This window comes from Faecalicatena orotica, from assembly GCF_905197545.1.
GTDB classification, from domain to species: Bacteria; Bacillota; Clostridia; order Lachnospirales; family Lachnospiraceae; genus Faecalicatena_A; species Faecalicatena_A orotica.
This window is the reverse complement of the sequence record NZ_CAJJZH010000002.1, coordinates 422,657-443,049: the sequence shown is the minus strand read 5'-3', so window position 1 is coordinate 443,049 and position 20,393 is coordinate 422,657. Positions and strand designations below refer to the sequence as shown.

The window sequence follows — 20,393 nt, the reverse complement described above, 5'->3', positions numbered from 1 at the left end:
TTTGTAGTAATTGGCGTCACCGGTACACCTTTCATTTATGCCTTGAGGGCCTCAAGAAACTTCTCACCATACTTCTGGTATTTTGCCTCTCCCACACCTGATACTTCGAGCATCTCGTCTTTCGACTGTGGCTTCACCGCACACATATGTATCAGGGTCTTATCTGAAAATACAATATAAGGCGGCACTTTTTCTGCCTTGGCAATCTCCATGCGCAGGGCACGCAGCTTCTCGAAAAGCCCCTCGTCCGCTTCTGTCAAATCCACTCCGGATAGTTTTTTCTTTTTCGCCTTCTTTTCTTTCTTAGCCTTGCTTTCCTCCCTCTCCTTCGCCACCTTCATGATGAGAGGTTCCTCCTGTACGAGTATCTCCTCAGACTGGTCAGAAAGTCTCAGAATCGGATATTCGTCATTGGTCAGTATGAGATATTCTTTTAATGTAAGGTAATTGATAATCTGGCGGAGCCGGTGCACCGGAACCTCTTTCAATATGCCATAGTAAGGATTTTCATCCATGCGGCACCTTTGGATTTTGGCATTGCTGCTGCCATGTACCGTATCAATAATCATGACGATACCGTATCTCTGGTGGCTTGTTTTCACACAGCCGATGATATTTTTTGCTATGTCACGGATGTCTACATCTTCAAACTGCGTCAGGCAGTTAGAACAGTTTCCGCAGTAATTGGGAGCCTTTTCACCGAAATAATTTAAAATATACTCCCTGAGGCATTCATTTGTAAAACAGTAAAAAGTCATCTTGCGCAGGCGTTCCCGCTCTCTTTCTTTGACAGCCTCCAGCGTGCCTGCGTCCATCTCATCGGCCGACTCCTGCTGCCTGTCGATAAAGAACTGGTTTGTCACAACATCCTGCCCGCCATAGAGCAGGATACACTCGGAAGGAAGGCCGTCACGCCCCGCCCTCCCGGCTTCCTGATAATAGCTTTCTATATTCTTTGGCATATTATAGTGGATGACATAGCGGACGTTGGATTTGTCAATTCCCATTCCAAACGCATTCGTCGCAACCATGACCTGCTTCTGGTCATAGATAAACTCATCCTGGTTATGCCGCCTCTCAGCATCCCCTAAGCCGGCATGGTATCTCGTCACACTGATACCTTCGCTTTGCAGCTTCTCCGCCACTTCTTCCACAAGCTTTCTTGTCAGGCAGTAGATAATTCCACACTCATCTATGTGGTCCTTCACATAATCCAGCGTAACCTGATAACGGTCTCTTGGATGCATCACGGAAAACTTGAGATTTTTCCGGTCAAATCCGGTTATCAGAACGGTGGGATTCGAAAGTTTTAAGAGTGAAATCACATCATCCCTGACTAATTTCGTTGCAGTTGCAGTGAATGCGCTTATGACCGGCCTGTCAGGGAGCCGTTCTATGAAATCAATGATTTTCAGGTAACTCGGCCTGAAGTCCTGCCCCCACTGTGAAATACAGTGTGCTTCATCAACACTGAGCATAGAGATTTCCACCTGCCGAACCGCCTGCAGGAAAGAATCTGTAAGCAGCCGCTCCGGCGCCACATACACAATCTTGTACTGTCCTCTTGCCATATTATCCAGTGCTTTATAATACTGGTTCTGGGTCAGTGAGCTGTTCAGAAATGCAGCATGCACCCCTGCCTCATTTAAAGCCGCCACCTGATCCCTCATCAGGGAAATCAGCGGTGAAATCACTAGCGTAATCCCCGGGAATATCAGTGCCGGAATCTGATAGCAAAGGGACTTGCCGCCGGATGTCTGTATAATCCCGAATGTATCTTTTCCTTCCAGAATGCTGTCGATTAAAGTCTCCTGCCCTTCCCGAAAAGTATCATAGCCGAAATATTTTTTTAGTATCTCTTCTTTTGTCATATCTGCTCTACTTTCTTTTTATACGATATATGGATCTTCATCAGAATCCCCGTATGCCTTTCCGGAAATATCCTGTGCCTCATATATTTTCTTTCTCGAATTCCCCGCGAAGTCGCAGTGCATCATCCAGAGTGTTCTTCCAGCCGTCCCGTTTCAGGTCGACCCGCCATCCCTCTTCTGTCCACTCTGCGTGCACCCCTTCCTTTTCCAGCATCTGCTTCTGCAGATCCGGTGTGGCAAAAGCAGCCGCACCGCTTAAGATCCCCTTCGCATTCACCACACGGTAGGCCGGTACATCTTCACCCGCACGTCCGTGTCCCAGTGCATAACCGACCTGTCTTGCATGTTTCGGCTTTCCGCACAGTAGTGCAATCTGGCCATAGGTCGCTGCTTTTCCTGAAGGAATCTCCCTGCATACAAGGGCAACTCTTTTATAAAAATCCATAAAAACTCTCCGCTTCGTTTTCTTATTAATCTACTTCTGGTTCATGGCTTCTTTTAAAAATAATGACTTCTGGTCCTTTGCCCTCATCACGGCCAGAATGCCGTCCAGATGATCATACTCGTGCTGCAGGAGTTCTGACAGATCACCTTCCAGCTTCATCTCACAGTCCTTCCACTCTTCGTCCTTATATCGGATGATGCATCTCCTGTAACGCTCTACCTTAACGAGCAGTTCGGGAAATGACATGCAGTCGTCCAAGACATCCATCTTTTCCTCATCGGGAAATGACAGGACCGGATTGATAAAAACTGTCGGTTTCTCAAGAAACATGTAGATCACTCTTTTATGTACGCCGATCTGCGGTGCGGCAACCGCACGTCCCGCATGGTATTTCTCCCGGAAGTCCATGAGGGTATCGTGTAAATCCACGATCGTCTGCTTCAGGCTCTGGAGTTCATTTTCATGAACCTCCGTGCTTGGTTTATAAAGTCTCTCGTTTCCCAGTAATAGGATCTCTTTTATCATAATCTGTAACCTCTCTGCAAATGTACGCAATCAATTTACCCTTAATTTTTAGTATATAACAGGCCTCTTTAAACTGCAAGGGCAGTGTTTGAATAGCTATTCTGGCAGATATTTGATATAATGGTATCAAATCTAATATAAAAAGGAAGCGATTTCATTGCATGGTTCAATGTCTCAGGATGAAAAATTTCAAATGATGACGGAGGCTCCGATCCCCGGTCTGATCGGGCGTCTGGCTGTCCCTACGATCATCAGCATGCTGATTACCTCATTTTACAATATGGCCGATACCTTCTTTGTCGGCAGGGTAGGCACCAGTGCTACGGCTGCGGTGGGGGTTGCATTTCCCATCATGGCCGTCATACAGGCGCTGGGCTTTTTTTGCGGCCACGGGTCAGGGAATTCGATTTCCCGCAGACTGGGGTCCAAGGATTCAGGCGCCGCCGAACAGCTTGCAGCGACTGGTTTTTTCCTTGCTCTTTTCCTCGGCATCGTCGTGATGGGGCTGGGACTGGTCTTTTTAAAACCACTGTGTATCCTGCTCGGCTCGACTGACACGATTCTTCCTTATACCGAGCAGTATCTCGGGATTATTTTAATCGGCGCGCCCTACATGACCGCCCAGCTTGTACTCAATAACCAGATCCGTTTTCAGGGAAACGCCTTTTATTCCATGATCGGCATCACGACCGGGGCCGTTCTGAATATCGCACTGGACCCGCTCTTTATTTTTGTGTTCCACATGGGAATTGCCGGAGCGGCACTGGCCACGATACTGAGCCAGTTTGTCAGTTTCCTCATGCTTCTGGCCGGAATCCGGATTTCCAAATGTATCCCGATCCGTTTCCGTAATATCCGGCTCCACAAAGACCGGCTTCAGGAAATCATGGGCGGCGGCCTGCCGTCCCTTTTCAGACAGGGGCTGGGCAGTGTCGCTACCATGACGCTGAACATTGCCGCAAATCCCTATGGAGACGCCGCAATCGCAGCCATGTCCATTGTAAGCAGGATCATGATGTTTGCGGGTTCCGCGCTGATTGGTTTCGGCCAGGGGTTCCAGCCCGTCTGCGGGTTTAACTATGGTGCCAAAAAGTTCGGGCGGGTGAGGGAGGCTTTCTGGTTCTGCATGAAAGTTTCCACTGTTGTGCTCTTTTTCCTCTCTATAGGAGGTATGCTTCTGTCCGGGCATCTGATCGGGATCTTCCGGAATGATGCGGATGTCATCCGAATCGGGACTACGGCCCTTCAGTTTCAATGTCTAACCTTTACACTGAACGGGTGGATTATTATGAATAATATGATGATGCAGACGATGGGCAAGACTGTATACGCTTCCATACTTGCCTCCGCCAGACAGGGTCTTTTCTTTATTCCGGCACTGCTGGTCCTGCCCCGGCTGTTCGGGCTTCTCGGAATCCAGATGGCACAGGCTGTGGCCGATCTTTGCACCGTCGTAATCACGACCGTACTCTGCAGGATTATTATGACACAGATGCGCAGGGAAGAACAGGAATATGCTGTTCTGGAACCAGAAGAGTCAGAATAGAAAAGGAGCCTGACAAATCAGAACATTATCTGATTCATCAGGCTCCTCCCTTTTTTTCACCATTTTACGCACTCACCCCGCCGACCGTAATTCTCGGCATCCAGAGGAACTTTGCCATTCCAAGAGTAATCGTGTTAGAATAGTTCAGCCCGCTCTCCGGCAGATACACATCTCCCTTTTCACTTGAAACACGCTTATAGCCCTTTTCCTCAAGCTTTTCACCTTCATTGGCAAACCTTGCCAATATCTCCATATAGGAGCCGCCTCAAGTATTGCACATCTCAGCATACAGGACAATGTCTTTTAGGTCCTTCTCATCCATGTACTCTTTTAGTTTATCATCCAATATAACATTCATATAAAATCCTCCTTCGCTTTAATATGTTTTTATCATACCCAACCAGAAGAAGAAGTTCCGTGATTAAGTCACAATAAATATAAAAAGTTTCGCTTGCGAAACTCGCGCCTGCGGCGGTCGCATCGCGACATCTACCACTTACGCCGCAGTGTGCATCCCGCCGGGAGGGTTTATACACTTCACCCTTGACATTCATTTGATTCATGATATACTAAAAACCAAGTTGAATCATATACGCAAAGCTATGACAGGAAGAGTAGGATAATCGATCATTCAGAGAGGGATGTATTTGGTGTGAGCATCTCATGGGACTTTATCTGAAGACCACCCTGGAGCGGCCCTAATCAGGCCCGGCCGACACCGTTACCGTCTAATTGAGTGGCACTTGCAAAAAGGGTGGAACCGCGGTATGAAAGTCTATCGTCCCTGAACAATCGGAAGAAATTGTTCAGGGACTTTTTTATGTTGAAAGGAGAAAAATAGAATGAAGATTACATTAAAAGATGGTTCTGTAAAGGAATATGAAGAGAGTAAATCGGTGATAGATGTTGCATTTGACATCAGTGAGGGGCTGGCAAGGGCGGCCTGTGCCGGGGAAGTGAATGGGGAAGTTGTGGATATGAGGACAGTGATTGACTGTGACTGTACTTTAAACATTCTTACAGCCAGAGATGAAGCCGGGCTTCGGGTTGTCCGCCATACTTGTTCCCATGTGCTGGCGGAGGCTGTGAAGAATCTGTTCCCGGATGCAAAGCTGGCGATCGGGCCGGCGATCGATACGGGGTATTATTATGATTTTGATTCCGCACCGTTTTCAAGGGAAGATCTGGATAAGATCGAAAAGGAGATGAAAAAGATCATCAAGAAGGGGGCGAAGCTGGAACGTTTTACACTTCCCCGTGATGAAGCCATTGCCTTTATGGAGGAGAAGGGGGAACCATACAAAGTGGAGCTGATCCGCGACCTTCCGGAAGATGCTGTGATTTCGTTCTACAGGCAGGGGGATTTTGTGGATCTGTGTGCGGGTCCTCACCTGATGAGTACGAAGGGCATCAAGGCATTTAAACTGACCTCTTCTTCCGGTGCATACTGGAGGGGTGATTCCAATAACGCGATGCTCCAGAGAATCTATGGCAGCGCCTTTGCTACAAAGGATGAACTGAATGATTATCTTGTTTATCTGGAAGAAGTCAGAAAACGGGACCACAATAAACTGGGCCGGGAGATGGAATTATTCACAACCGTCGACGTAATCGGACAGGGACTCCCCCTGCTGATGCCTAAGGGCGCCAAAATCATCCAGACTCTCCAGAGATGGATTGAAGACGAAGAGGATAACAACTGGGGCTATATCCGCACGAAAACCCCGCTGATGGCGAAAAGTGACCTGTACAAGATTTCCGGCCACTGGGATCATTACAAGGACGGCATGTTCGTGCTCGGTGATGAAGAAAAAGACAAAGAGGTTTTCGCACTGCGCCCGATGACCTGCCCGTTCCAGTATTATGTATATAAAGCAAGCCAGAAATCTTACCGCGACCTGCCGCTGCGTTACAGTGAGACTTCAACTCTGTTCAGAAATGAAGACTCCGGAGAAATGCACGGACTGACCCGTGTCCGCCAGTTTACAATCTCCGAAGGGCACCTGATTGTCCGCCCGGACCAGATGGTGGAAGAATTCAAAGGCTGCCTTGCGCTGGCGAAACACTGTCTGACAACACTCGGACTTCAGGATGACGTAACTTACCACCTTTCAAAATGGGACCCAGAAAACACCGGAAAATACATCGGTGATGCTGAAGTATGGAACCAGACTGAGGAACACATCCGCCAAATCTTAATCGAACTGGATGTCCCGTTCGTGGAAGATGTCGGAGAGGCTGCATTCTACGGCCCAAAAGTCGATATCAATGCAAAAAATGTATATGGCAAAGAAGATACTATGATCACGATACAGTGGGATGCACTGCTTGCGGAGCAGTTTGATATGTATTATATCGACCAGAACGGCGACAAGGTCCGCCCTTATATCATACACAGAACTTCCATAGGCTGCTACGAAAGAACTCTGGCATGGCTGATCGAAAAATATGCAGGCATGTTCCCGACATGGCTCTGCCCGGAACAGGTCCGCATCCTCCCTGTTTCCGACAAGTATCTGGATTACGCGGCCAACGTAGAAAAAGAACTGAAAGCAAATGGCGTCCTGAGCACTGTCGACGGGCGTTCCGAAAAAATTGGCTACAAAATCCGCGAAGCAAGGCTTGCTAAAATACCATATATGCTCATTGTAGGAGAAAAGGAAGAAAATGATGGCACCGTTTCTGTAAGAAGCCGTTTCTTAGGAGACGAAGGTGCAAAAGATTTGCAGGAATTCATCGGCGCCATCTGTAAAGAAATCAGGACAAAAGAGATTCGTAAAATAGAAGTTCAGGAACAAAAATAAGATTCATAAAAAATAAACACTGCCGGTCCGAATCCCCATATATACGGCTTCGGACCGGCAGACTCATGTCACATCCCTGTATCCTACGTATGATTTTCTATCTCACAGGCATCTGGAAGCCCCTCAGTGCTTCATTCAAATACTGGTTGAACGGCCTCAGCATGCGGAATCTTTTCACGGCATATTCGATAAATGCATCTGTATCATCCAGCAGCGCATCTTCAAAATGGTCTTCAATATACCAGCTTTTAAATTTCAGATAATCGGCCATAGGATTCCCGGGATCATAGCCTTTGGGAACATTTTTCAGGGAACTCCCTTCCACTTTGAAGGATTCCTTAAACTGTGGCTCCTCCAGTATATCTGTGAATTCTTCTGTATGTGTGCTGATATAATCGCGCACCATCTTTGTTGCATCTTTAAACATATCCGCAAACAGCCCGCCTCCCAGAAAAGATCGTCCCCCCGGACTGATGAAAAGAAAATCGCCAACCGGAACCGGCAGTTTTCCTCCCGGTGATATATGACAGCGAAACGCAGGGTTATAGGGCGACTTGTCGTGGCTGAACCGGGTATCACGCATGATCTTAAAGGTCAGTTCTCCCGGCTTAAACTGCAGAATCCGGCTGTCATCTTTTCCGAGCTCCAGCATCAGCCCCTCTATAAGCCCTTCAAACTGAGCCACCGCGTCCTGATATTCTGCCTTATGTGCATGAAACCACTCTCTGTTATTGTTCTGTTCTAAATTACTAAGGTATGTAAGAATATTATCTGCCATATTGTGTTCCTCCTAAAATTCCTGAATTTTCTTCATCTGGACGGACTTAAGAACCATTTCCATCCTGTCGCGGATTGTTTCCGGTGTCTGGTATGCAGGCAGTTCCTCAAATACCAGTGAAAGCTCGTCCAGCTTTTCCATCTCCTCCTTACAGGCTGACAGCACATCCTTATCCAATGGGTGCATCCTGACATACTCCAGTTTTTTCGGGTTTATCCGGTACTGCTTCACCGCATATGCCGTCCGGCGTCTGCAGCTGCACATACCGCCGCCGAGTCCGCAGTACTCTGCCAGAAATGCCGCCACCCTTTTTCTGATCCTTGAAAGCTTCTGTCTGTAGTTCTCCGGTGTCATATCCAGTATTTGACCGGCCGTGCGGCTGTCGATCTTAAACATGGTTCCCAGAATGAAAATGCATCTGCTCTCAGGATCAAGGCACTGCAGCATCACATTGGTACAGGACATTTTCAATTCCTCCGCCAGCTCTTCCCGGCTCTCCTCTTCAATGACCGCATCGGTCTCATCCAATACCGCAAACTTGATATCATTCCCATAAAACTCAAAATCAAGGGGCTGATGTGCAAACATGGATTTCTTATAATTGAGCAGATAATTTACTGCAATGCGGTAGACCCATGTTCCAAATTCACTGTCCCCGCGGAAGGAAGCCAGATTGGTCATAACGCGCACCAGAATATCCTGCGCCGCGTCCTCCGCATCCTGAACGGTTCCCAGCATCCTGAGTGAAAGGTTGAAAACCCGGTCCCGGATTCCTTCCATAAGTGCTTCCAGTGCCTGTGCATCGCCCTCAATGGCCGCAGCTGCGAGAGCATTTTCGTCTTTCCTATCTTCCTTTGCCATCTCCATATAAACCTCCCATATCTTCTGTATACTGATTCATCTGAATTTTTCCAGATATATTAATTAGACAGCCTGTTTCTTCATCTGTGACAGTTTTTCGAAAACTTTTTCCCCAGTCTGGAAAAAAGCCGGAAAATTTTCCCATCAGAAGAAAAACACCCGTCAGGGACAGCTTTTAGTCCCGGCGGGTGATCCGTATATTATAGTTTAAAATGGTTATAAAAATCTTTCAGGTCAGCTTTCACATCTGCCGGAAGCTGAGTCTTCTTAATCCCCCTGATCGCACCTTCCATCGAATACAGCCGGTGGATGCATGCGGAAGGATCAATGCTCTGAATCTTCAGCCATGCCTGTTTGCTCCCGATCTCTTTCAGCTGCTCGTATGTAGTAATACCAACCTGATTTAACTGTTCTTCCACAACTTCACCTATATTGGGAAGCTTTGATAATTCTCCCATCTTTCTCCTCCTGTTCCTGTATATGTACTGTTTTCATTATAGCTCTAATTTCAGCAATACACCATAGAAGACAGAAAGATTTTACCTGACTTTCCGTTTTAAGCAGTACTGCTCAATCCCCTGAGTAATACCGTCCGCCATTTTCTCCTGAAAAGAAGGATCGGCCATCCGGGTGTCCTCCTGCTCATTTGTCATAAACCCCATCTCCAGAATCACAACCGGAATCTGGCTCCAGTTCATCCCGGTCATGGAATCGCTGATCTGGATCCCCCGGTTTTCAAATCCTGTTGCTTCGCAGTATTTTTCCAGAATATCCTGTGCAAGTTCACTGCTTTCACCGTAGAGACTTCCTGCATATGGGTTTTCCTCAGACACCACCAGACAAAGCGCCCCTGTACTTCCGGGGCTCTCACTCCCGTTTGCATGAATTCTTACGCATAAAACGGCGCCGGAATCGTTTGCCTGTCTTGCCCTCTCCTGATTACTCATCGCAGTTTCGTTATTTTCCCTGCTCATTACCACTTCGTAACCAAGCCGGCTTAAGCGCTCTTTTACTTTTAACGCAATATCCAGATTCAGCTGATATTCTGGAAGTCCTGTATAACGCCCGGTTGTGCCAGAATTATTTTTCTGCTTCATCACGCCCGAACCCGGGGCATCCTCTTCCATACCACTCATATCGATTCCCGGCCCCTGATGCCCGGGGTCGAGCGCTATGATCATCTTCTCCTGGTGCTCCCCGTCATTTTCTTCGCTCTGTGACCGTACCTCCTGCGCTTCGCCTGCATTCACACTTTCTGTATCAGCAGGGCCCCTCTGCTCCACTTCTTGCCGAGACTGTGCGTGAGCCTCTGTCTTTACTGCCTCTGCCTTCTGCTCCAACTGCCCTCTTGCATACAGGCTTGTCCCCGCCAGCATAGTCATAATAACTGCCGCAGCAGCCAGCAGGAGAAATCCTTTCTTCTTTTTCATACCGTACCCTCCATCTGCAATACGTTACTGCAATACTACTATTATATGCCAATGGGTACCATACGTATGACTTCTATATTTACCGTTACATAAAATCAAAGAGACTCAGCTGTTTCCCGCTGTCTGCATTTTTTCGTTTATCTGCCTTTTCACGCATCACCGCCTGATCCGGCAGTTCACTGATAAACAGGGATTCTTCCCCGGAGGAAGTCAGAATCAGTTCTTCCTTCGCCCTTGTCATGCCGACATAGAACAGCCTGCGTTCCTCTTCCATATCTGTTTTGTTATCCTTTTCAAAAGGAATCAGCCCTTTACGCACGCCGTAAATAAATGTGACAGGGAATTCAAGCCCCTTCGCCCCATGCAGTGTCATCAGCGTTACGGCTTCACCCGTATACTTCTTCTCCCCACAGCGCTTCAGGTCACTTTCCACGCCAAGGCTCAGCGCCTCAAGAAACTCTGGCATAGTCTTATAAAATATCGTCATTCCTGCCAGTTTTTTCATCCCTGCATGCTCTTCCAGCTTCATTTCCCGGATCCATGTCTCCAGAAACTTCTGCGGTTTACTCTTCTTAAAAAGTGGGGCGAACTTATCATGCACGGTATCAAAAACACTGTCCGTCACCAGATTTTTATCCAGCTTCCACAGCAGTTTTAAGCAAAGCTTCCTCGAAAATTCATCTTCCGGATTTTCCAGACATTTGAAAAATGCGATACTCCCTCTTACTTCGTCTTCCATCAGGAAGTCTTCACGGCCGGCAGTTACATAAGGAATTCCTTCCGTTCTCAGACATTTTTCAAGCAGTTCGGCCTGCCTGTGTGTGCGGAAAAGTATGGCAATGTCACCAAATCCCCTGTTTTTCTTATTTCCCGCCCCGATTTCCTGTGCATCCAGCATGCCGATTCCGCCTGTCAGCCTGTTTATTTCCTTTGCCGTAAATATGGCCTCTCCCATCTCACCTGCGGCACTTACCAGACGCACCGGATTCTGTACTTTACTGTGCGCTTTCAGCTCCCTTGCATCCCCCGGATTATGGGAAATCAGCCCAGCTGCAGCCTCGACAATGGCCGGGGCACAACGGTAATTTTCCATAAGGCGGATCTCCCGGAGATCTTGGTAATCCCCTGCAAGCCTTGTAAAACATGCTGCGTCAGAACCGCGGAAACCATAGATGGACTGGTCGGGATCACCGATTACAAACAACTCTCTCCCGCCCTTGTTCCATGCCCTAATCAGGCGGTACTGCACGGGGCTGATATCCTGAAACTCATCGACAAGGAGATAGGAAAATCCCTTATCCCAGCCCGGGACGGCACTCCCCTCTTCCATGATTCGCAGTGTCTCAAGAAGCAGGTCGTCAAAGTCCAGCATGTTCTGTTCTCTTAAAATCTGCTGATACAGCTGAAAGCCCCCGTGCCAGTCTTTTCCTTCCGCCTCTAGTTTTATGGCCTCCTCACTTTCCGCGCCTGCTTCTGATTTTTCCAAAGAGATCAGCTTTAGGAGCTGTTTTGGCGTCAGCCCCAGATTTTCCTGTTCTGTAACAGTTCTGGCCGCTTCCAGCGCAGCCATGTCGTCCGCCAGTGAAAACTCCAGCCCCTGTGCTTTCAGGAAACGCAGACAGAGAGCATGGAATGTTCCGATCTGGAGCTGATTTATATTTCGTGACCTTCCCAGTTGTTTCTTAATTCTCTCCCTCATTTCCCCTGCCGCCTGATTGGTAAATGTTACAGCCGTGATCTCGGATGGTTTTACCTTCCGCACTTCGAGCAGATATAACAGATGGGAAATCAGAGTCTTCGTCTTGCCTGTCCCCGGTCCCGCAATGACTGCAATCGTTCGGTCAACGGCATTCACTGCCTGCTCCTGCCGTTCATTCAGTTGATCCGCCGCTGCGGAATTATTTTCACATTCAGAAACCGGCGTTATTGCCATTCCCTGATTCGCTGCCACCTGTTCCTTTATTTCACTCTGTCTCGACGTATTTTCCAATCCTTTTTTCTTTTCTGCATCTGTACTGATATGCAGGGTATCGAAAAAATTCATCTGTCCATTCAGACTGTCCAGATCTTCCTGCGTAAATAATTTGATGGTCCCGTATTCCCCATCAAATCCCGGAAAACGTTCTACCTTGCCATCACGCAGTTTCTGGATTCCCTCTGCCGCCAGATGTCCTGAAACCTTCCTAATGTCTTCGATCGGAACGTGACGAAGAATCTCAAATTCCGGTCCCAGACGGCGCAGCATCTTTTGATATTCCTTCTGCACTTTCGAACTGGCAGCGGAAGCACCTACCGAGGCTCCGATCACCTCCGGCAGCGGCACCAGACTCTCAAACGGCTTCGCCTCGCCGCGCACAAATCCCTCCGGCCTGTCGGCGAGCTGTTCGACTCTGTGTGACACCCCGATCGTCAGTTTCCTCCCGCACACTGGGCAGATTCCCCCGAATTTCTCCGTTTCCGCCGGGTTCAGACAAATACCACATTTCCGGTGGCCGTCAAAATGATATTTTCCCTCCTCCGGGAAAAACTCAATCGTACCGTACAGTCCCCGACCTTCCTGAATGGCATCCCGCAAACCGGAAAATGACAACTCGATATCCAAAAGATTCGCCTCCCGCCCCAGTTTGGCCGGAGAATGTGCGTCAGAATTCGAGATCAGCTGGTAGTTATCCAGCGCGGAAACCCGCCAGTTCATAGGCGGATCGGAGGATAAGCCTGTCTCCATCGCGCGGATATGACCTGACAGATCACCGAAACACTCCTCCACAGAGTCAAAACCCGAAAATGCTCCGAATAGTGAAAAATGAGGTGTCCATATGTGTGCCGGAACATAAACTGCCTCCGGGCACATTTCCAGCATAATCTCCAGAAGGTCATGACAATCTAATCCCAGTATCGGGCGCCCGTCAGAATGAATATTCCCGATCAGCTCCAGTTTCTTCGCCAGAATCTCCGCCGCTTCAAGTCCCGGCAGAAGCAGCAGGCTGTGGACCTTCCGCACTCGGTCATTCTTCTTATAAATAGAACTGATTTCCCCCGTAATTACAAAACGCGGCAGCATCATATCTGCCACGGATTCATCCCGTATCCTGTATTCTTCTTTTAACACATAGAGCCCTTCCTCTGCCGGCTCCAGTTTTTCCGCCATCTCTTCCCGCCACGCCGGATGTGTGAAATCCCCGCTTCCGACAATATGAATCCCCTTCCTTCTGGCCCAGAGATCCAGATTCTCCAGGTTACAGTCCCGGCTCGTAGCGCGGGAATAATGGGAATGGATATGTAAATCTGCAATGTACATTCTAACACCTTCTTCTCTAATGTTTCCCCTTCACCAGATCATAGCTCTCCGCGATTAGCTTCTCGACCGTTTCCTCTGGAATACTCCCGTCCAGAATCAGGGAATTCCAGTGTTCCTTGTTCAAATGATAACCGGGAACAATTGACGGAAACGCATCGCGCCAAAAATCGCGCCATTGGGGATCTGCTTTCACATTTACCCAGAGATTCCCCTGCCGTTCAAAGATCCATGCAAATATTTTTTTACTCCTGTTTAAACGGATCACCGTCCAGTTCGGGTCATGAAACGGGTAATCCTCATACGTCCCCGGAAATGTCAGACAGTATTCTATTAAACTTTTTCGATCCATAACGTTTCCCTCTTCTCAAGATAGTAATTTAAAATTATAACGTTCAATATCCATTGAAAGCCAGTCAACCGCGTCCTGCCATGTCGTAAAAACGGTACTTCCCTTTCTCCTCATCAGCTGGGAAAAATAAGTACTGACCACGGACACGCCGCCCCGGGTCCCCTTCACCGTCATTTCAGGCTCTACCGGGTACCTTGAAATAATATCAAGATACTCTTTTTTCATATAAATCGGATTCCGGCTACTTAGCAGAGAAATCTTCCCTTTACCGCATCCCGTTTCCCCGCCAGCATCAGGCAGCGGATATATCTGGAAAAAGATGTCCAGAGCCTTCCTTACCAGTTCCGGTGAACGATAAACCCCAAAGGAACAGGACAAAACCGTTTTTTCGCCCCGGTCAAGAAGCGTGCACAGGTAAATCTCTCCGTCTGATCCGGTATGGTATCTGCCAATCCCAACACACAGCCTGTCCGGAAAAGAAACCTGCATAACATCAGTATCATTCCACATCATATCTATTGTGCCTGTTGCTGACTGCTCCCCTCCCCATCCGGGCGCGGGACGCAGCTCCTCGTCCTGCTTCCAGCAATAGATCTCCTCCGGAATATTTTCGTAGTCTTCCAGATATAAAATAGGGTTAAAATCCTGAAGTCTCATTTTTCAGTTCCTTTTCTTCCGCTTAAAATTACTCTCCCAAAACTTCTTACTATATTAAAATTCATCTCTGTGCTTTTGAAAAAAATCATACATAAATCTTACATGATCCAGTTCGTTCCATTTTTTCACCTCTGCGTATCTGGAATCAATATCATAAATCCTAGCGTCCAGTGTCCCCAGCATGAATGGCGAATGTGTGGCTATGATGAACTGGCAGTTTAAAAACCTCGACATATCATTTAGTTTTTCTGCAAGGGCAATCTGGTTTTGGGGACTTAATGAAACTTCCGGCTCGTCCATCAGATATAAGGCATTGGGTTCTATCCAGTCGTCAAACAACTGAAGAGACGTTTCCCCGTTTGAATACTTCTCCTGCGCAAAGGTATCTTCTTTACCGGCCGCCCGTCCTCTTCCTCACCTAATGAATAGCCACACTGCGAACAGAACTCCGTGAAATATCCCCTGCTGCCCCATACCGCGACATCCTCAGTCCCATAAAGGGAAAGCACATTCCCGATAATATTGAGAAGTGTTGACTTCCCGCTGGCATTATTTCCGCATAAAACAGTAATCCTGCCAAAAACAAATGGGTCCCACTCTTTGTCAGCAAAAACATTATATGGGTATATGTTGGGATTTTTCACCTTTCCTCCGGACAGCCTGAAACTGCTTAAATAAATCATGTTTGAATGCTCCTCCTGTGATCCCACATCTCTGGCCGGCAAGTATAGGAGTTAACCCGGTATTTATGAAAGCCTGTCATGTTCCAGAATATACCGCAAAAGCCCTTCACAGCCTTCCACAACATCTTTATATGTTCTGTCAAAATTACCGGTATACCAAGGGTCCGCAATATCGCGTGGGTTATCACCGAAATCCAACAGCTTGTGCACCTTATGTTCCGGATCATCGCCGATAATCCGCAGAATATTGCGTATATTCGGATATTCCATGCCTATAATGTAATCATAAGTATGATAGTCCTGCTTCTTCATTTGGACTGCATATTTGCCGGATGTACTAATACCGACCTCTTTCAATTTCTGCACCGTTCCGTAGTGGACCGGATTGCCAATCTCCTCACGGCTGGTCGCTGCTGACGCGATCGAAAACAGGTCGGCCATGCCCTGCTTTTGGACCATGTCGCGGAAGACGAACTCGGCCATGGGGGAGCGGCAGATGTTGCCGTGGCAGATGAATAGTATTTTTATCATTTTAACACATCCTCACTTATATTTTAACCGGGTTAATTATTCCATTCCTTTTTCAATTACATTTGCTAGTGCTCTCATTCTATTTATTGTCCTTTTCTCATCACACAAAATATATTGAACATTCTCAGGAATAGTGTTTTTATTCACTTTTTTCAAGATACCTATTTGATTGTTTGAAAGGGTATTAAATCCCCTAATCAACTCTTCCAAAGAGGGAGAGATACTTGAATTTATTAATAGCAAAAATAAATCTCTAGGCGAAAGACTTTCTAACAATTCCTGCTTATTACAAAACTGTCTAATAATCTCTGAAATAACATCTAACTCTCTTCTTTTGGATGAAATAATCTCTTCGAGTTGCGAAAAGCCATCAGGTGCTTTAAACATAAGGGATATTTCCTGAATACTCAGTCCTAATGCTTCAGATGCGTTTGCAATTTCAATTAATTGTTTATCGGTAATAAGTGCATATTCTTTTTTTAGAGCAAAATTTCTAATAGTTTCGCCACTAAAGCCTGGCCCTATCACTGCAACATAATTAGCATCATTCTTTTCTTTATGAGTATCTAAAGCAATATCACTTATATCCCCATGAGATACTTGTCCGTTTGATTTTGACTTTCCATCAACAATTGCAACAACCATATCGTCATTATGTTTCCATTTTAAAACTACATCTGTATCACCAGAACCGCCTACATGTTCTGATTTAAATCCCATATAACTAAATATATCCGAAATAGCTTCTTCGAATGCCAATCCTGGATTTTTACCTTCTATACATGGATTCGTAGCTGATGCACTTAATCGTTCACAAATATTATCTAATTTACTAGCTCTCCTCTCACACCTGTTCTCTTCTTTCTTAACATTCTCTTCAGAGATATTACATTCTATTGACTTTTCTAATGGTAATGTTTTAGCAAAAATTAGTCCTAGCTTCGTCGTTTTTAAATGAAGGTACTGCGGCTCCTCTAACAATCCCGCTTCTAACAAAAATCCAACTATCCATCTAATTTTTTCATTATTCATGCAAAAACTCTGACCTTTAAGATAAATATTATTGCGAACAACATCATTCTCTGCATATAATAATATTTCTCCTACGAACCGCATATGGACATGAAGAATACGAATAAAATCTAAATCATTTCCTGTTTCTATCCATGCTCGAGCTGCTGCCGTTGCAATATAAATATTTCTACCTACTTCTTCTAACAAACCTGATGCTTTTAAAAAAGGTAACATTGATTCCACACTGCTTAATTTAAGTTCAAATTCATTTTCTATAAATTCAAAAAGTTCTTTTCTCGAAACTCTATTTAGGGCAAATTGAATAATTATTCGAAGATTTTCTATTCTATTTGGACTCGGAACACATATATTATAAGTACACCGTTTCTTATGCAATTCTGGACATTCTTCAAGTTTCTGTAATAATACAGCGATTTCCATAGGGGGTTCAGTAATTTCAGTCTCGTCCATATCAGAATCTTCATATTCTAATACCTCCGGATTTACAATACACCAATCTTTTAATGCTTTTTTTCCCTCTGCTGTTATTTCCCATTTATGATTTCCTGTCGCGTTTATTAATCCTAATATTTCTAGCCAGTCCATTCTTTTTCGAGTATTGCTCAAATTATTCCAATTCAAACCGTACTTCCTACATATTTTTTTGTCTGCCTCTTCTATAGTCACTGGTGCTTCACTCACAACGTCTAACATTTCTCCAAATAAACGAAATCTATCTTGCATTAAATCTGCCAATTTCCTTCTAGTCGGTTTCTCAGCAAAACTGTAGCCCTTATCTGATAAGACTAAACTACCTGAGTGATTATAAACAAGTCCCATCCCCTTCAAAAATGGTGCATATACTCGCCAAGTTTGAGAATTGACCAAGTCTCCAGTAAATGGGACTGCATTTAAATCACACTTCTCACCAGTTTGAAGTACTTTCACAAGTTTTTTTACAAGTTCGTACCAGATCTGTTTCCCACCCCTTAAATCAGGAATAGACCACGCTTTTTTTCTCCATTCACTTTTTTGCTTTTGTACATCTGCTACCAGAACATCAGATACTTGTTTTTTATCCATATTTCCCCTCTTTTCATTTTTCTCCTTAATTAAATGATAGCTACACGCCATTTTCTTATTAAAAAGTATTTATTGCATTATGAGAATGTTTATTCCTGTTTTTTGTACACAACTTTACACTGTTGATAGAGTTTTTTCGTTAATGACAGATTCCATGCATGCATTCTACTATGCCAGCGTTTGTTCTTCAGAAACGTATTCCAGTCCATTTCCACCACTGTCTGCAACTCATAGTCGTCATCAAACTTACATACAATAACATACTCGAACTTCTGGCGATCAGGTACCTCTGATCCTGGTTCTTCCAGTCCATAAAACACACCTGTTGTAGTATTGCTCGTTGATTTTATGCTATACCTGTCTCCTTTTCTGCTGATAGCGTCAATATTTTCTGTCCCCACCGGTGCAGGCGCAAGATTAGGTATACCGGGCGTACTATTATATATTTCAATTGCCAGATATTCCCCTAGTTCCCCGACTACATTATTTGTTCTAATGACTTTACGTCGTTTTAATTCCTTAATCGTCATACTGTATAAATGAATTATTTCCTTTGTATCTTTTTCATGTAAATTTTCCATTTCATTTTATCCTTTATATTCCTTACAATTTTTAGCCATTCTCTGAATGACTATCCTAATACTTCGTTATTACATTGTTTTATATCTAATCTATTAGACCACCTACAAGTGATGGAATAGTTTCTCTAAGTTCTCTTTCCAAAGCATTTATATCTAATACACAACTTTGATCTCGAACATACACTTCTACATTGCGTAACCAAAAATCCAAAGAAACCCAACTATCATTATTTACAAGTTTAATAATATCCTGCAAATACTCCCTTATCATAATTTCATGATTTTGGTTTTCTAATGCCTTTGTATATTTATCTGTAAAATTGCATTTTTCAAATAAATTTCCATTAAAATAATTCGGCTCAATTTTATGGGAAATTTTTAAATAATTAAGCATTAAATATGCCTTATGTAGCACATAAAGAATTTCACTTTTGGGTAACTCTTTTACGCGTCTAACTAAATTAATTAGTTGCGCAAAGGACTCCTGTAAATCATTATTATTTAAGTATGTTACTGCATCATTCAGGATACTCTCTTTATAATAAAATTCATCCTGTTGCTCCGAAACATATGCCACCAAAAATTTTGCCAACTCATAATATCTTTCTTCACCAATGTATTGGACTATCTTTGGCTTCTTACCATCTTTCCTTCTATAAAAATGCCACCCCGTTTTCAAGTAAGGTAAGTATATAAAATAAACGATATCATTTGTTATGGTTACCGCAGATAAAACAAACCATCTAATGCATTTGGATATGCTATTGCTTTCTAAAAGATAGTCTAAATTAATTTCATCTCCATCTATTAAACCACCTACAGGTATAATATTTTCTGAATCAACCTCTCCTCTTGCACTCAATTCATCTAGTATCCCAAAATCATTTTTAATAATATCAATTTTAATTTTCACGTTCAAGATGGGCGACTTTTGAGGGCTTTTTGCAAAAATGGTACCATTTCTTACATAGAAAAATGGCAAAGATCTCTCAAATTTATCCTCCTCCTCCATCTTACGTTTACTTTCCTTCTGTTTTTCTTTTTCTATACGTTCGTATCTATCTTTACTCACCTGAAGAAAATACATTAAACTCGGCACAGATAAAGGAAGGGTCAGTTCAATAAATCTAACAAGTGCCAAATTTCCACTTAATAAATGTATAATATTATCATTGCAGTAATAAATCCCCAACAAAATGATAACATAGCCTAAAATATATTTAAACAATAGAACGCCTCTTTTCTACAGTACTCGTAAAATGTACCATTAAAGTATACTCTTCCATATTATTTTTCTTAAAACACAAATTTAATAGCTAAATAATTCCCCTTCTGTTATTTACCTGATTTTATTTTAACAAAATAATTACTAAAAACCAACAATCTTTGATTTTTACTTAAAACCTATTGTAATCTTTGTTCTCAACGGGTGGCTTCATTGGTCACCTTTTTTTACTATTATATCTATCGAGTTATACATTGTCTCCTCATTTCCATTGTTAAATGAAAATTTCCACCTTCCACACCATCAAGGGCATTGTCGATTATAAATTGGGCATGGAATTATTTTTGGTTTATTAAAATTTTATAAAAAAGTACTTGTTTATCAACTTCCCCAAGTGATACAATACGAGCATAGTAATTTTTTCTATATGATTTTTTCAGAATTCTTAGCACAGTTTTGGTGCAGAATACCCCGTTTTATCCCCCCGAATGTTTAATCTACTCATTAAAATAATTACCTATTACCGCCTTCCTAAAAGCCAAACAAATACACTCTCTCCTTTCAACTTAATGTAAATATCCCTCTTTATTGGAACACAGTAAACAAATCTTTAAGATCATTAACATAGCTTTTCCGCAAAAAAATCAATCAAAGACTATATGCTAATTAAATTCATTATCACGCTTTTATTCTAGCGAATCTAAAGATTTAT

At 44.3% G+C, this 20,393-nt stretch carries 19 protein-coding genes and 1 other annotated feature; of the genes, 2 read left to right on the top strand and 17 right to left on the bottom strand.

Translation table 11 applies throughout. The features are described 5' to 3' along the window. Positions 1–35 precede the first annotated feature (35 nt). The 3 genes from recQ to ABIN22_RS05600 form a co-directional block, all read right to left on the bottom strand. Positions 36–1,871 (bottom strand): DNA helicase RecQ, encoded by a 1,836-nt coding sequence (gene recQ, locus ABIN22_RS05610; RefSeq protein ID WP_346907216.1) that lies wholly within the window; start codon positions 1,869–1,871, stop codon positions 36–38. A gap of 79 nt (positions 1,872–1,950) precedes the next feature. Next, positions 1,951–2,316, bottom strand: coding sequence for an MGMT family protein (locus ABIN22_RS05605; RefSeq protein ID WP_346907214.1), 366 nt, complete (start codon positions 2,314–2,316; stop codon positions 1,951–1,953). A 30-nt stretch (positions 2,317–2,346) separates the two neighbouring features. Continuing rightward, the gene (locus ABIN22_RS05600) at positions 2,347–2,841 is read right to left on the bottom strand and encodes a peptide deformylase (protein WP_346907212.1); all 495 of its coding nucleotides are present in this window, start codon (positions 2,839–2,841) and stop codon (positions 2,347–2,349) included. A 169-nt stretch (positions 2,842–3,010) separates the two neighbouring features. Here ABIN22_RS05600 and ABIN22_RS05595 point away from each other — a divergent pair, with 169 nt between their 5' ends. After that, positions 3,011–4,387 (top strand): MATE family efflux transporter, encoded by a 1,377-nt coding sequence (locus ABIN22_RS05595; RefSeq protein ID WP_346907506.1) that lies wholly within the window; start codon positions 3,011–3,013, stop codon positions 4,385–4,387. Between the two features lie 64 nt (positions 4,388–4,451). Here ABIN22_RS05595 and ABIN22_RS05590 read toward each other — a convergent pair whose 3' ends face one another. Further along, positions 4,452–4,640 (bottom strand): hypothetical protein, encoded by a 189-nt coding sequence (locus ABIN22_RS05590; protein WP_109730103.1) that lies wholly within the window; start codon positions 4,638–4,640, stop codon positions 4,452–4,454. A gap of 340 nt (positions 4,641–4,980) precedes the next feature. Continuing rightward, positions 4,981–5,176 (top strand) — a binding site (T-box leader). Positions 5,177–5,229: 53 nt separating this feature from the next. On the opposite strand from ABIN22_RS05590, the gene thrS reads away from it, so the two are divergent. Continuing rightward, entirely contained in the window at positions 5,230–7,191 is a 1,962-nt protein-coding gene (gene thrS / locus ABIN22_RS05585; protein ID WP_346907210.1) for a threonine--tRNA ligase, read from the top strand. A 97-nt stretch (positions 7,192–7,288) separates the two neighbouring features. Here thrS and ABIN22_RS05580 read toward each other — a convergent pair whose 3' ends face one another. The 13 genes from ABIN22_RS05580 to ABIN22_RS05520 all read right to left on the bottom strand — a co-directional run bounded on the left by ABIN22_RS05580 (position 7,289) and on the right by ABIN22_RS05520 (position 19,684). After that, positions 7,289–7,969, bottom strand: a complete 681-nt coding sequence (locus ABIN22_RS05580; RefSeq protein WP_346907208.1) for a DUF2461 domain-containing protein — start codon at positions 7,967–7,969, stop codon at positions 7,289–7,291. Between the two features lie 12 nt (positions 7,970–7,981). Next, entirely contained in the window at positions 7,982–8,836 is an 855-nt protein-coding gene (locus ABIN22_RS05575; protein WP_346907206.1) for an RNA polymerase sigma factor, read from the bottom strand. A 194-nt stretch (positions 8,837–9,030) separates the two neighbouring features. After that, positions 9,031–9,288, bottom strand: a complete 258-nt coding sequence (locus tag ABIN22_RS05570; RefSeq protein ID WP_109730100.1) for a TfoX/Sxy family protein — start codon at positions 9,286–9,288, stop codon at positions 9,031–9,033. Positions 9,289–9,369: 81 nt separating this feature from the next. Then, positions 9,370–10,260 (bottom strand): N-acetylmuramoyl-L-alanine amidase, encoded by an 891-nt coding sequence (locus ABIN22_RS05565; RefSeq protein ID WP_346907204.1) that lies wholly within the window; start codon positions 10,258–10,260, stop codon positions 9,370–9,372. A gap of 85 nt (positions 10,261–10,345) precedes the next feature. After that, entirely contained in the window at positions 10,346–13,558 is a 3,213-nt protein-coding gene (locus ABIN22_RS05560) for a UvrD-helicase domain-containing protein (RefSeq protein ID WP_346907203.1), read from the bottom strand. A 16-nt stretch (positions 13,559–13,574) separates the two neighbouring features. Then, positions 13,575–13,907: an MmcQ/YjbR family DNA-binding protein gene (locus ABIN22_RS05555; RefSeq protein ID WP_109730097.1), complete on the bottom strand. Its 333-nt coding sequence runs from the start codon at positions 13,905–13,907 to the stop codon at positions 13,575–13,577. Between the two features lie 15 nt (positions 13,908–13,922). Further along, on the bottom strand, positions 13,923–14,564 hold the full coding sequence (locus ABIN22_RS05550) for a hypothetical protein (RefSeq protein WP_346907201.1): 642 nt from the start codon (positions 14,562–14,564) through the stop codon (positions 13,923–13,925). Between the two features lie 54 nt (positions 14,565–14,618). Further along, a complete protein-coding gene (locus ABIN22_RS05545) occupies positions 14,619–14,903 on the bottom strand; it encodes an AAA family ATPase (protein WP_346907199.1) in 285 nt (94 codons plus the stop codon). Continuing rightward, positions 14,885–15,247, bottom strand: a complete 363-nt coding sequence (locus ABIN22_RS05540; RefSeq protein WP_346907197.1) for a hypothetical protein — start codon at positions 15,245–15,247, stop codon at positions 14,885–14,887. Before ABIN22_RS05540 ends, ABIN22_RS05545 begins: the two co-directional genes overlap by 19 nt. Before the next feature lie 63 nt (positions 15,248–15,310). Next, positions 15,311–15,778 carry a low molecular weight protein-tyrosine-phosphatase gene (locus tag ABIN22_RS05535; RefSeq protein ID WP_346907195.1) on the bottom strand — a complete coding sequence of 156 codons (468 nt, stop codon included), beginning with the start codon at positions 15,776–15,778 and terminating at the stop codon, positions 15,311–15,313. 36 nt (positions 15,779–15,814) lie between these two features. Beyond that, entirely contained in the window at positions 15,815–17,875 is a 2,061-nt protein-coding gene (locus ABIN22_RS05530; protein WP_346907193.1) for a restriction endonuclease FokI C-terminal domain-containing protein, read from the bottom strand. 89 nt (positions 17,876–17,964) lie between these two features. Continuing rightward, a complete protein-coding gene (locus ABIN22_RS05525; protein WP_346907191.1) occupies positions 17,965–18,405 on the bottom strand; it encodes a hypothetical protein in 441 nt (146 codons plus the stop codon). Positions 18,406–18,541: 136 nt separating this feature from the next. Then, a complete protein-coding gene (locus ABIN22_RS05520; RefSeq protein ID WP_346907189.1) occupies positions 18,542–19,684 on the bottom strand; it encodes a hypothetical protein in 1,143 nt (380 codons plus the stop codon). Positions 19,685–20,393: the final 709 nt, after the last annotated feature.

What these genes read in the sequence shown, in the direction of transcription:
- recQ (WP_346907216.1), bottom strand. Translation starts at nt 1,871, where the DNA reads ATGACAAAAGAAGAGATACTAAAAAAATATTTCGGCTATGATACTTTT.
- ABIN22_RS05605 (WP_346907214.1), bottom strand. Translation starts at nt 2,316, where the DNA reads ATGGATTTTTATAAAAGAGTTGCCCTTGTATGCAGGGAGATTCCTTCA.
- ABIN22_RS05600 (WP_346907212.1), bottom strand. Translation starts at nt 2,841, where the DNA reads ATGATAAAAGAGATCCTATTACTGGGAAACGAGAGACTTTATAAACCA.
- ABIN22_RS05595 (WP_346907506.1), top strand. Translation starts at nt 3,011, where the DNA reads ATGTCTCAGGATGAAAAATTTCAAATGATGACGGAGGCTCCGATCCCC.
- ABIN22_RS05590 (WP_109730103.1), bottom strand. Translation starts at nt 4,640, where the DNA reads ATGGAGATATTGGCAAGGTTTGCCAATGAAGGTGAAAAGCTTGAGGAA.
- thrS (WP_346907210.1), top strand. Translation starts at nt 5,230, where the DNA reads ATGAAGATTACATTAAAAGATGGTTCTGTAAAGGAATATGAAGAGAGT.
- ABIN22_RS05580 (WP_346907208.1), bottom strand. Translation starts at nt 7,969, where the DNA reads ATGGCAGATAATATTCTTACATACCTTAGTAATTTAGAACAGAACAAT.
- ABIN22_RS05575 (WP_346907206.1), bottom strand. Translation starts at nt 8,836, where the DNA reads ATGGAGATGGCAAAGGAAGATAGGAAAGACGAAAATGCTCTCGCAGCT.
- ABIN22_RS05570 (WP_109730100.1), bottom strand. Translation starts at nt 9,288, where the DNA reads ATGGGAGAATTATCAAAGCTTCCCAATATAGGTGAAGTTGTGGAAGAA.
- ABIN22_RS05565 (WP_346907204.1), bottom strand. Translation starts at nt 10,260, where the DNA reads ATGAAAAAGAAGAAAGGATTTCTCCTGCTGGCTGCTGCGGCAGTTATT.
- ABIN22_RS05560 (WP_346907203.1), bottom strand. Translation starts at nt 13,558, where the DNA reads ATGTACATTGCAGATTTACATATCCATTCCCATTATTCCCGCGCTACG.
- ABIN22_RS05555 (WP_109730097.1), bottom strand. Translation starts at nt 13,907, where the DNA reads ATGGATCGAAAAAGTTTAATAGAATACTGTCTGACATTTCCGGGGACG.
- ABIN22_RS05550 (WP_346907201.1), bottom strand. Translation starts at nt 14,564, where the DNA reads ATGAGACTTCAGGATTTTAACCCTATTTTATATCTGGAAGACTACGAA.
- ABIN22_RS05540 (WP_346907197.1), bottom strand. Translation starts at nt 15,247, where the DNA reads ATGATTTATTTAAGCAGTTTCAGGCTGTCCGGAGGAAAGGTGAAAAAT.
- ABIN22_RS05535 (WP_346907195.1), bottom strand. Translation starts at nt 15,778, where the DNA reads ATGATAAAAATACTATTCATCTGCCACGGCAACATCTGCCGCTCCCCC.
- ABIN22_RS05530 (WP_346907193.1), bottom strand. Translation starts at nt 17,875, where the DNA reads ATGGATAAAAAACAAGTATCTGATGTTCTGGTAGCAGATGTACAAAAG.
- ABIN22_RS05525 (WP_346907191.1), bottom strand. Translation starts at nt 18,405, where the DNA reads ATGACGATTAAGGAATTAAAACGACGTAAAGTCATTAGAACAAATAAT.